Annotated in this window: 8 protein-coding genes and 1 pseudogene; 5 read left to right on the top strand and 4 right to left on the bottom strand. The window is 33.0% G+C overall.

The genetic code is table 11. The features are described 5' to 3' along the window. The first annotated feature begins 14 nt into the window (after nt 1-14). The 5 genes from IUY40_RS12175 to IUY40_RS12195 all read left to right on the top strand — a co-directional run bounded on the left by IUY40_RS12175 (nt 15) and on the right by IUY40_RS12195 (nt 6,512). Entirely contained in the window at nt 15-1,394 is a 1,380-nt protein-coding gene (locus tag IUY40_RS12175) for a porin (RefSeq protein WP_195737139.1), read from the top strand. 18 nt (nt 1,395-1,412) lie between these two features. Further along, entirely contained in the window at nt 1,413-2,948 is a 1,536-nt protein-coding gene (locus IUY40_RS12180) for an MFS transporter (protein ID WP_195737140.1), read from the top strand. A 14-nt stretch (nt 2,949-2,962) separates the two neighbouring features. Then, a complete protein-coding gene (locus IUY40_RS12185; RefSeq protein ID WP_195737141.1) occupies nt 2,963-3,187 on the top strand; it encodes a DUF6814 family protein in 225 nt (74 codons plus the stop codon). A 254-nt stretch (nt 3,188-3,441) separates the two neighbouring features. Continuing rightward, nucleotides 3,442-6,147 (top strand): sensor histidine kinase, encoded by a 2,706-nt coding sequence (locus tag IUY40_RS12190; RefSeq protein WP_195737142.1) that lies wholly within the window; start codon nt 3,442-3,444, stop codon nt 6,145-6,147. 2 nt (nt 6,148-6,149) lie between these two features. After that, a complete protein-coding gene (locus IUY40_RS12195; RefSeq protein WP_195737143.1) occupies nt 6,150-6,512 on the top strand; it encodes a response regulator in 363 nt (120 codons plus the stop codon). A 126-nt stretch (nt 6,513-6,638) separates the two neighbouring features. Here the strand turns inward: IUY40_RS12195 and IUY40_RS12200 are convergent. From IUY40_RS12200 to IUY40_RS12215, 4 genes and pseudogenes are all read right to left on the bottom strand, one after another. Continuing rightward, nucleotides 6,639-6,749: pseudogene (locus IUY40_RS12200) on the bottom strand (XRE family transcriptional regulator); the annotation flags it as partial. A gap of 418 nt (nt 6,750-7,167) precedes the next feature. Then, on the bottom strand, nt 7,168-8,265 hold the full coding sequence (locus IUY40_RS12205) for a SusE domain-containing protein (RefSeq protein WP_195737144.1): 1,098 nt from the start codon (nt 8,263-8,265) through the stop codon (nt 7,168-7,170). 20 nt (nt 8,266-8,285) lie between these two features. Next, nucleotides 8,286-10,127 carry a RagB/SusD family nutrient uptake outer membrane protein gene (locus IUY40_RS19475; RefSeq protein ID WP_229335537.1) on the bottom strand — a complete coding sequence of 614 codons (1,842 nt, stop codon included), beginning with the start codon at nt 10,125-10,127 and terminating at the stop codon, nt 8,286-8,288. A 36-nt stretch (nt 10,128-10,163) separates the two neighbouring features. Further along, on the bottom strand, nt 10,164-13,139 hold the full coding sequence (locus IUY40_RS12215) for a TonB-dependent receptor (protein ID WP_195737145.1): 2,976 nt from the start codon (nt 13,137-13,139) through the stop codon (nt 10,164-10,166). Nucleotides 13,140-13,215 lie beyond the last annotated feature (76 nt).

The following is a 13,215-nucleotide window of genomic DNA, read 5'->3' on the forward strand; positions in this document are numbered from 1 at the left end:
ACCAAATAGTATTTATGAAAAAAATATTTTTTTTACTAACAATACTCTTATTGTCAGTAAAAGCCTTTTCACAAGGTTCTACCGACTATGGCAGCGGAATGAAGTTCAATTTGAACGAAGATGGTTCAAAATACATGCGTTTTATTCTCTGGAACCAAATATGGTTTCGCTCAAGCGAAATGAATCCAGGAACACAGATTGGCGAAGAACCAGCTTCAACAGGAACTGACATTGGCAACAGGCGTTTGCGTCTTTTAGCTTATTTTCAAATATCAAAAAGATACATGATTGTAACACACTTTGGCGTTAACAATCAGACATTTATTAACGGTGGTGCATCTGGAAGTTCTGGAACTGGCTCTTATGGATCTGGTAAAAAACCTGGAATGTTTTTTCATGATGCCTGGAATGAATACAGTTTAATCTTACCTGAAAAAGACAAAAAATTTAGCTTGACTCTTGGTGGCGGATTACATTACTACTTAGGTTTGTCTAGAGCAACAATGGCTTCTACACTAAATTTTCTAACAATTGATGCTCCAATTTTTAATTGGCCTTTAATCGAAAATTCCGATCAGTTTGCCAGACAAATGGGCTTATTTGCTAAGGGTAAATATGGCAAATTAGAATACCGTTTGAGTTACAACAAACCGTATGCAACCAACCTAGTTCCTGTTAATAAAACTATAGCTAGTGAGGCTGTAGCAGTTGATAATAGTGGAAATACACAATGGTCCAAAGCTGGTTATTTTGAATATCAATTTTTAGACGAAGAGTCCAACTTATTGCCCTATAAAACAGGAAGTTATTTAGGAACTAAAAAAGTATTTAATATTGGTGCTGGTTTTTATACTGCTCCTGATGCGACAAAATCATCTATTAATGGTACTATTAGCAAACATGACATCAAACTTTTTGCAACGGATGTTTTTCTTGATCTACCAATTGGAAAAAAGGAAAACAAAATGTCTCTTACTGGATATAGTGTTTTTTACAAATATGACTTTGGTCCAAACTACCTTCGCAACATTGGCATTATGAACATTGGTTCTGTCGATCCAAATTTCACAGGAAATAAAGCATTGGCTGGCCCTGGAAATGCACAAGCTACCATTGGATCAGGAAACATTTGGTACACTCAAGTGGGCGTTTTGTTGCCTAGCAAAACCGATAAACCAAAAGTTAGATTTCAGCCATTTGGTGCTTTTACATATAAAAACTTCGAAGCCCTAGACAGGTCAAGTAGCCAATTTGATCTTGGGACAAACTTTTTATTAGATGGGCAAAATGCAAAAATTACGGCTCAATACTCAACCAGACCCATTTACACCTCCCTCTCTAACATCTCGGAATTAAAATCAGAATTTATAATACAACTACAAATTTATCTATAACTAAAAAACCAATAATTTATGAGTGAAAAATCAACAAAAGGAATCTGGAAAGTTATCTCCGCATCCTCAATGGGTACAATGATTGAATGGTACGATTTTTATATCTTTGGAAGCTTGGCTGTTGTCATTTCAACCAAATTTTTCCCATCAGACAATCCTACCGCCGCCTTCTTATCTACACTCGCTACATTTGCAGCGGGGTTTGTTGTTCGTCCGTTTGGAGCCCTTTTCTTTGGAAGATTAGGAGATATAATTGGTCGTAAATATACCTTTATGGTTACTTTATTATTAATGGGAGGAGCCACATTCTTGATTGGATGTATTCCAAGTTATGAAACAATTGGTTTTATGGCACCTTTATTAGTACTAATTCTACGTTTACTTCAAGGGCTTGCTCTTGGCGGTGAATATGGAGGAGCCGCAACTTATGTGGCCGAACATGCTCCAGTAGGACAAAGAGGATATTGGACTTCTTGGATCCAGACCACCGCAACTGTCGGACTATTTATATCATTGATGGTTATTTTGGCTACACGAAACCTTCTTAGCCCTGAACAATTTGACGAATGGGGATGGAGAGTTCCATTTTGGGTTTCGATTATCATGGTATTTGTTTCCTATTTAATTAGAAAAAATATGGACGAGTCTCCTGTTTTTGCTAAAGCCAAATCAGAAGGAAAAACAAGCACTAATCCGTTAAAAGAAAGTTTTGGAAATCGTTACAATTTAAAATTTGTCTTATTGGCTTTATTTGGAGCAACAATGGGTCAAGGAGTTGTTTGGTACACGGGGCAATTTTATGCGATGAATTTCATGAAGACAGTAATGTCTATTGATTCTTCGCAAGTCGATACTTTATTAGGAATATCGCTAATTTTTGGAACACCATTTTTTATCCTTTTTGGTTGGTTAAGTGACAAAATAGGACGAAAATACATTATGATGGGCGGAATGTTACTAGCCATTTTATTATACAGACCTATTTACAAAAGCATGTACGAGACCACAGCTGTAAAAAACAAAACGGAGATGGTTGAAAAAACTAAAATTTTGGCTGAGCTAAAAGAAAGCAATGATAAAACCATGGATTCTATCTACACTACCAACAAAGTGTTTGCAGATGGAACCACTTTTACAGAAGTAAAAACAGTATCTCTAGAAAATGGTAAAGCTATGCTTGTAGATGGTAAAGCAAAAATAGAAACCAAAACAACGATAAGAATTAACACTTCCGATGAATGGTCTCTAATCTTTTTAGTTTTTGTACAAGTCTTATTCGTAACCATGGTTTATGGCCCAATTGCTGCCTTTTTAGTCGAAATGTTCCCAGTTAAAATTAGATATACCTCTATGTCATTACCTTATCATGTAGGAAATGGAATTTTCGGGGGCTTACTTCCTGCCATTTCTACTTATTTTGTAATAAATGCAAAAGAAACTGGCGATCCTGAATTTTACCTCGAAGGCCTTTGGTATCCAATAATAATCGCGGCAGTCTGTTTTCTCATTGGTATGATTTACATTAAAAATAAAGACAAAAAAGCTCACATCTAAAAAAATACATCATTATGAATCAAATAAAAAGAGTTTTAGGCTTATTTTGGATAGCATTAGCAATTGCTGCAGGCTATTTTTGTATCTTCATCTTTGGGATACCAAAATTAACATCAGGAAAACAAGAAGATTTAGTCTTCGGAATTATAATCCTTTGTATAATTACACCACTAATTGTTTTAGGATTAGGTACCTTTGGGTACTACGCTTTAATGGGAGATTACGATCAAAAAGAATAAATAATAAAATTAATTTCACAATAAGTAATCTCTATATTTATTCATAGAGATTACTTATTTTTTTTCAATGAAAAAAAGACACGAACAAAAATTGATTATCCTTTCAATGTTAATCCTATTAGCATTGAACATTCCGCTTTTACTATTATTTGACAGTTCAAAATCGGTTTTTGGTTTTCCCATAATATACATATACATTTTTTCAGTATGGCTATTCTCAATTGCTATTACATACATAATCACAAAAAAATATTATGAATAGTATTTGGCTATTATTAATCTTAGCACTATATGTGTCAATACTATTTTATATAGCCTATTGGTCTGAGAAAAAAAGAAATTCTAAATGGGCAAACAATCCTTATACCTATTCACTATCATTAGCCGTTTATTGTACTGCTTGGACTTACTATGGTAGCATTGGTTTAGCTGCAGAAACTGGATTAGACTATTTGACTATCTATTTGGGTCCCATAATTATTATCCCAACATGGATGATAATTCTAAAAAAAATCATTAGAATCTCAAGAATAAATAAAATTTCAAGCATCGCAGATTTTATTTCTTTACGATATGGGAATAGTAGATTTCTTGGAGCATTAGTAACTATGATTTGTATTTTTGGAATAGTCCCTTATATTTCTTTACAATTAAAATCAATTTCAGAAACGTTTCATATTGTTAGCAAAACGCAATCAAGTGATAATATTTTTACAGACACGACTACTTATGTTTGCATTGCCTTAGCGCTATTTGCTTCCTATTATGGTACACGTTATGTAGATGCTTCTGAAAAAAGACCAGGAATCATAACAGCTGTAGCAATGGAATCTATCTTAAAGTTAATTTTCTTTTCGATGATTGGCATTTACGTAACCTTTTTTGTTTTTGATGGTTTTGATGATATTTACCAAAAAGCCGTTTTACTTGAAAATTTCGACAAGAAAAATACAATCGGCAGCGTCACTAACGCAATTAACTGGTTTTTCCTTTGTATGTTGTCTATGTTTGCCATTTTTCTGTTACCTAGACAATTTCACACTGCCATTATAGAAAACAATAAAGAAAGCCACATTCGAACAGCAATTTGGCTTTTTCCGTTATATTTACTGCTTTTTAATATTTTTGTTTTTCCAATTGCTTGGGGTGGAAATATCCTTTTTGACGGGCTAGGCTACAATTCAGACACTTATTCTTTATTGATACCACAATATTTCAATAATAATGCAATAACTGTATTGGTATTTCTAGGTGGATTTTCAGCAACTATATCTATGATTATAGTTTCTTCTATTTCATTAGCAACTATGTTAAGTAACAACTTATTAATCCCCTATGGTTTTATAGGTTCACTACAGGATTCTTCACAAATAAGAAACAACAAACGAATCCTAATCAGCAGAAAGGTAGGTATTTTTTTACTAATCATTTTGTCGTATGCTATTTATAGAATTTTTACTTTGGATTACTCTTTAGTGTCTATCGGACTAATTTCTTTTGTCATAATTTCCCAACTGGCTCCCTCCTTTTTTGGAGCACTCTTTTGGAAAAGAGGTTCTAAAAACGGGGCTATAACTGGAATTATTCTGGGCTTTATGACTTGTCTTTACACGCTTTTAATTCCCTATGGCATTGGAATTACCGAATCGTCAAGTCTCTTTATTCAAGATGGTCCTTGGGGAATTAAACTCCTCAAACCTTTTCAGCTTTTTGGATTGGATTATTTAGAACCTACGCCACATGCTGCCTTTTGGAGTTTATTAGTTAATACCATGGCTTATATGGCTATCTCCTTAAGTTTTAATGGAAATTACAGGGAGCGTAATTATGCTGAAATGTTTGTTGATATTGACAAATATATCACCAACCACGAAAATGCTTTTATATGGAAAGGAACGGCTTATATTTCTGATATTCAAAAAGTATTACATCGCTTTTTAGGTGAAGATAGAACAAAACGTGCATTGACTATTTTTAATTTAAAATACAGCATTGATAAAAACATCACTACTGCCGATTCGCGTTTTATAAAGTTTGCAGAAAATCTATTAACAGGACATATCGGTACGGCTTCCGCCAAAATATTAATATCTAGTGTAATCAAAGAGGATAAAATAAGTCTGCCCGAAGTATTACAAATTCTAGAAGAATCAAAAGAGAATATCATTATCAATAAAAAGCTAATAGATACCTCTAATGAATTAAAAAAAATATCTGAACAATTAAAAAATGCTAATCTTAAATTAGTCGAAAAAGACATTCAAAAAGATAAATTTTTAGACACTGTTACTCATGAATTAAGAACACCAATTACTGCAATCCGTGCTGCGAGCGAGATTCTACATGACGATGATGATATTCCGGAAGAATTACGAAAAAAATTTTTACAAAATATTATTTCTGAATCAGATCGCTTAAATCGTCTGATTGATAAAATCCTAGATTTAGAGAAATTTGAAACAGGGAAACAAAAAATTTATCTCTCTAGAAATGATATTTCAAAAACGATAAAAAACACATTAGATTCTCTACAACAATTAATAAAAAACAAAGGAATTAAGGTTGAATTTAAGGATGCCGATAAAGAAATAAAAGCATTTTATGATGAAGAACGAATCATACAGGTTATTCATAACTTATTATCGAATGCCATAAAATTTTGTTCTGAAACGAATGGAGAAATAACGATTTCTGTTGATGTAAATCAAACAAATACTAAAGTTAAAATACACAATAATGGAAAAAAAGTTAAAACTGAAGATTTTGAAGCCATTTTTGATAAGTTCTATCAATCTAGAAATCAGAATGTAAAAAAACCTATAGGAAGCGGATTAGGTTTAGCTATTTGTAAACAGATTATTGAACATCACAAAGGCAGAATATGGGCTGAAGATAATATATCTGAAGGAGCTGCTTTTGTTTTTACCTTACCAAATTATAATACAATCAAAAATAGTTAGAAATGAAAAAAATCTTAATCGTAGATGATGAACCAAACATTGTAATGTCTTTAGAATATACTTTCAAAAAAAATAATTTTGAGGTTTTTATAGCCCGAGATGGTCAAGAAGCTTTAGATATTTTAAAAAACCATTTTCCAGATGTAATTATTTTGGATGTAATGATGCCTAGAGTAGATGGTTATGCAACTTTAGAACAAATAAAAAAAGACGAACGATTACAACACTGCAAAATTATATTTCTCTCAGCAAAAAATAAGGAACAAGATATTGAAAAAGGACTATCATTAGGCGCAGATTTATATATGATTAAACCCTTTTCATTAAAAAAATTAGTAGAACAGGTAAAAATTTTAATTGAATAATTTAAAACCGTCGGATTACGAAACAAATTAAAACAAAAAAGAGGCATATAAAAAAGAGGCTGCCTATTTTGAGATAACTTCATTCTGTTTTATATCCTAGACTATTAATGATTCTTTTTATTTCCGTTAGAGTAATTTTTCTAGCTTCGACATCATTTCTTCTTTATCTTTCAGCATACGCTCATAAAGAGCAATTTTTTCTTCGTAAAGAGCCACAATTTTATCAATCGGATTAAAAATCATGTAAGATGTAATTATTTTTAACATGTTTATTGTTTAAAATCACGTACTACACCAAAGGGTTCTTGCGGTTAATATCATAAAGTTAAGCTTTCTTGAGCCTATGACATATAATTTTTTTTGCGAAAAGTCGCGAAAACGCAAAAAAAAGCAACTGTAAACTTGTTAGCTTAGCTACTTTCTGAGAGATTTATTCGGCATAGTATTAATTATATTGCTCTTACGGTAGCTAGGGTCTGTATTTAGAGCATCTATTCTTATATATAAAGGATAAAATCAATTAATAAAAGTTTTTTCATAATCTAGATGGATGGTTCTATTATAAAAAAAGCTACCCATAGATTAGTCATGGTCGGAAGATTTTTCTTCCGACCAATCTTAAACTGTAGATAGCCTTTTTTTATTTCAAGAAAAATTACTCTTGATTTGGAATCATTAAGTAGCTTCCGTCTAAATCATTGAAGTAAACAACATATTTAGATTTTTCAACTGGTATATTATCCCCAGTACCCCCTCCAGAAAAAGGAGTTTTTCCTCCCCAAGAGACATCCCAACTATCATTTGCTCTAAATTTAAGTCCACCGTCATTCAATGCAGTTACACCTAAACTCCAAATGTGTTCGTTAAAAGTAGATTTCACCATTGGTGTAGAAGAATCCCAACTACCTGGTGTACTATCTCCAATAATACCAACTGTATCATAAATCTTAGCAGCAGAAGCATTATAAGCAACTAACTCATATGTTAACTTTTGCACATCCATTTTAAAGGTATAATAACCTGAAACAGGAATCACAAAACTAGCTGGATCTGGATCTGAATCTTTACCTCTGTAAGCTAAAGACCCATCTGATCCACCATACATTGGGGTCCAACTACCTAAACTACTAATAGTTTTAAATGCACCTGCTTTAAAAAATCCTGTAAAAGTATATTCATTAGAGTTTGTTCCACTTCTGAATAGAATTTGATTTCCTTTGTTATTATCCCAACCTGAAACAGTTGCATCACCCACTAAATACCAATCTGTAAAATCATAAACCACTCTTCCTGCATAAGGAGTCACACTTATTGTTATTAGTGTTTTTGATAGTTGAGGAACCCCTCCTGAAACACTTGATGCAATCTTTACATCAAACTCTGAAGCAACACCCGTAGGTCCTCCAAGATCAATCGCCGCCTGATTTAAATTTTTAACAAGCACTGAAGCTTCAGTAACCTGAGTAGTCGTTGCAAGAGTTAATGCTTTTGCAAAATCGCCTCCTTTTTTATCAATTAACAACGTATAATTTACAACTACAGCATTAGAATATTCCGCAGCTGACCAAGTAAATTTAGCAGCTACATCTGAGCCTTGCTCTTCTTCAAAAACAAACACCTTACCTGTTGCAGGAGCTGTTATTTCTGGTGCAGAAACAGCATCAATAATCAATCTATTATCCACTGCATCAGCATTACATGATATCGCCAATACACCAATAAATGCGATTAAAATTTTATATATATTTTTCATTTTACTATTTTATAAAGGTGTTAGTATCCTGGATTTTGCTTCAATGTTGGATTTGCCTGAATATTTGTTGACGGAATAGGCATTAAGTCTCTAAATGATTCCGTTCCAGCACCATTTTGCGTTCCACCTTTCCATTGCCAAGTTTTAGAACTACCTGTGAATTTTCCAAAACGGATCAAATCAGTTCTTCTATGACATTCCCAATACAATTCTCTTCCTCTTTCATCCAAAAGGAAATCAAGAGTTAATCCTGCAGTTGTAATAGGTGCCGCATTTGCTCTAGCTCTAATTTGGTTTACATAACCTAAAGCAGTTGCTATATTCCCTGTAGATGCACCCCTTACAGTTGCTTCAGCATACATTAAATAAGCGTCTGATAATCTAAACATAGGAAAATCAGTATCTGGGATATCGCTTCTTTGTGCTGCAGACCCATCAGAATTAACATTAACAAATTTTGTTATAGCATACCCTTCTTTAAAAACTCCTATATTATTAATATCCAAAGATTGACCTGGTGTGTAAGAAGAAATTCTTTTATCAGTCCATGTAACTTGTTTTCCTAATGAAACTGGTTTATTATTTCCAGTTGGAGCTGCAACTTGCACACCATTTAAAGTTATTGTACCGTCTGTTAAACTAAATAAATAAGTACTATTAGGGTTAAATCCGGCTTCTTTCTCATTTTTATCATTAGAATCAAAAATTAAACCGTCTTTGTTAACCAAAATTCCTGTTTTAGTAACATTGCTTTTGCTTTTACTTTGATAAAATTCAAATTGACCTGAAGGTGTACCAAAACTAGCGACAAACTCTTTTCGGGTTCTAGTACCTTCCCATCCACCTGTTAACCCTAGATAAGGAGCATCCATACTACCACCAATAGCAGCGTGAATAATAAAACTCATTCCTCCACCTGTAGCTCTAATAGCATTACCATCGCTTATAATTGGAAAAATAAATTCGCTTTGAGCACCATTTCTATCATTATCTGCAGAGAATAAATAACTGTAAGGAACATTACCTGCAAATGTATAATTAGAATTGATAACCTCACTACACAATGTTGCAGCTTCATTATTTCTTTCTACTCCTGTATATACTTTAGAATTCAAATAAATTTTTGCTAATAAAAACTTAGCAGCCGTTTTATCAACTCTACCATATTCATTTGCTTTCGAAGCAACCATGCTCTTGTCCAAATCTTTTAACTCCGATTCGATAAAAGCAAAAACCTCTGCTCTTGTTCTTTGTACTGGATAAAAAAGTCCAACTGGGTCTGCTTCGGTAGTAATTGGCACATTACCGAACAAATCCATTAAATTATAATATGAAAATGCTCTTAAGAAACGAGCTTCTGCTCTAAAAGCTGCAATCTCAGTTTTCAAGTTAGCATCAACACCTCTGGCAGTTAACTTTTCATCGGTAGTTTGTCTCAAGAACTCATTAGCAATACTAATTTCATAAAATGCTCTTGAAAATATTCCTGATAAAAATGCATTATTAGAAGACCAAGCCTGTGTGTTCAACGTTGGTAAAGCGCCATCAGCCCAACCGATGATTGCTTCATCTGTAGGAAGCTCTTGTGTAACAAAAAGCAATCGTAAGTAACTACTAAAATCTCCTCCTAGTCCACTAATATCCGGTTTACCATCTCCGTCATTTCCTCCTACATATAAGCCTGCGTATAATTTTGCTAATACTTGTTTGTACGATGTTGGATCTTTAAAAAAGTCCTCCGATAAAAATTCATTTTTATCACGCGGAGTCACATCAAGATCGCTCGTACATGAAGTAAGCGTCATATTTAATCCCAAAATGAATAGGAAGAAATAAGATATATGTTTAAATGATATTTTCATTTTGTTTATTTTAAAATTGTGTTTTTCAGTGTACTATTAGAAATTTGCATTTACTCCAAACAAGAAAGTTCTGGCTCTTGGATAAACATTATTATCGATTCCATTGAATTTCTCAGGATCTAAACCATCGTATTTCGTAAGAACAAAAACATTTTGAACTCCTAGTGTAAATCTTAAAGAAGCTGCTTTTAATAATGATTTATCGAAAGTATAACCAAGAGTAACATTATCTAATTTTATAAAAGAAGCATCTTTTATGTAATAATCAGACAAATAACGTTGTGTACCATTATCTTCATAAGTGAAACCAGTGTTAAGATAATCTGAACTTACATTAGACAAATCTGTTTGTCTTCTTAGACCAGCTTCTGAGTATCCTAAATTTGAATTTACATTATCAAAAATATAATTTCCTAAACTTGCTCTCCAGTTCATTGTAAAGTCAAACTTTTTATAGTTTAAAGTAGAGAAGAAACCAAAAGTGTAATCTGGTGCTGGTTTATGAGCTCTGTAACGATCTCCATCATCTATTTTCCCATCACCATTTCTATCTACGTAAGCTCCTGCAATTGGTCTCTTATTAGCATCATATAATTGCTCATACACTAAAAATGAATTTGGTGCATATCCTACCGAATTAATTTGGATTTTATTTTGTCCACCTCCAGCAATATTATCTCCTGCTAAATATCCTTCAAAACCATCAACAGTCATTCCTAGATTAGTGATTTTTTGATCTATATAAGTCGCATTAAAGGCAACATTCCAAGTTAGGTTATCATTTTTAATAATGTCTGATTGAATACTAAATTCAACCCCTTTAGTTCTAACACTACCAACATTATATATCCCTGAGTTTCTTATATTCGCCCCATCTGGAACCACAACTTCTGCCAATAAATCGCTTGATTTTTTATCAAAGTAGTTAATTGTTCCTGTAATTTTATCATTAAAGAAACCATAATCAATACCTAAATTCATCTCTGTCAATTCTTCCCACTTAATATTTTCATTATACCCTTCTGGTCTAGCTGTTTTATAAACAGTATTTCCAAAAAGATATTGAGAATTAATAGTACCAAGTGTTACTCTTCTTAAATAATCATATTGAGCTTGAATATCTTGCTGCCCAGTTGTACCATATCCGAATCTTAATTTTAAACCCGATAGTGTTTCATTCCCTTTCAAGAAAGATTCTTCGGCTACATTCCAAGCAAGTGCAGCTCCTCCAAAGTTACCCCATCTGTTTTCTTTAGAAAAACGTGAAGTACCATCTCTTCTATAATTCAATGTTACTAAATAGCGACTATCATAATTTAAGATCAAACGACCAAAATAAGATTGTAAGTTAACATCTGGATCAATAGTAGTTAATTCTACAGGATTTGGCTGTCTAGTCTCTCCCGATACATATTTTTCTTTTTGAAACATCTGATAGTTATAACCTGCAGTTGCATCAAGTTTAAATTTTCCTAAATCCTTGGTATAATTAAAATACGCATTTAAGTTTTTATTCTGTAGTGTATTGGTATAGCTATTATAGTTTCCAAAATTCGCATAACCTTGCTCAGTAAAAGCTTTAGGCTGGTATCCTAAAGCACTTTCTATACTTTGCTCATTATATCCGCTACTATCAAATCTATCAATACCCGCTTCTACAACAGCTCTCAAATCTTCAAGGAAATGAAATTTATAGTCTATTCTTACATTACCCCATTTTCTGGTAGAAGTCGCTCTTTTTTCTTCTTGATTTAATCTCGCCATAGGATTTCTTGCTGGCAATAATGGTAAATTCCCTGTAGGATCTAACCATTCGAAATATCCTCCATAACGAGAACCAGCCTGATAAACAGATTGTGTAGGGTCAAAACTAAGTGCTCCACCAATAACTGCTCCTTCATCTTGAAATCTATTTTTACCAAAGGATAAGTTTCCATTGATATCAATTTTTAAATGATTATCAAATAAAACTGGATTTAACGATATCGATGTCGTAGTTCTTTCAAAAGAAGTGTTTCTTAAGATTCCTGGATTATTAACGTTACCAACAGATAATCTTACTGGTAATTTATTAAATAATGAACCACTTGCAGATATATTATTATTAGCTGTTAAAGCTGTATGGAAGATTTCATCTTGCCAATTTGTATTCGCAGTTCCCAACAATGCTTTTTGCGCAGGAGTCCCTTTTGCATTTACCAAAGTTCTAAATTGATCTGCGCTCATTACATCAACTGTATTTGCTACTGTATTAACACCAACTTGAGAACTAAAATTAACTTTTACTCCACCTTTAGTTCCCTTTTTAGTAGTAATAACAATTACTCCATTTGCTGCTCTAGAACCGTAAATCGCAGCTGCAGAAGCATCTTTCAAGACTGTAAAAGACTCAATATCATTAGGATCTATTGTAGATAAAATACTAGTTGCTCCATCAGGAACGGCATTACTTAAAGGAAGTCCATCTAAAACGATTAATGGCTCATTAGAAGCTGTTAACGAAGACCCTCCACGAATTCTAATATCCGCTTTAGCTCCTGGCGCTCCCCCTCCTGTTACATTAACACCCGAAATACGACCGCTAATTAAACTCTCTGGAGTTACGTTAATTCCTTTATTAAATTCTTTCGCAGAAATTTGCGATACAGATCCAGTAGCATCTTTTTTCTTAACAGTACCGTAACCTACTTGTACTACAACTTCCCTAAGCTGATTTGCATCTTCGTCTAGCGAAATACTTATTGTTTTTTGACCACTAAAGCTTACAGTAGCACTAACATAACCAATGAAGGATGCGATAATTTTATCACCACTCTTCAAATTAGATAGCTTAAATTTCCCATCAAAATCTGTCGAAGTACCATTGGTACCACCTTGTACATTTACATTTACTCCTGGAATTGGTTGCCCTGTTGCTTTGTCTAAAACAACACCATCTAATGTGTTCTGAGCAAACACACTGAAAGGAAGGAGTAAGAATAAAAATAACAACTTTTTATAAATTGTTTTCATACTTTTTGTTTAAATTAAAATTGAGTTTCGGTTGATTAATTAACTTTTATTTTTACTTCGAATTTCAAAATTAAGG

The sequence above is a fragment of the Flavobacterium sp. ALJ2 genome (assembly GCF_015594725.1).
Classification (GTDB): Bacteria; Bacteroidota; Bacteroidia; order Flavobacteriales; family Flavobacteriaceae; genus Flavobacterium.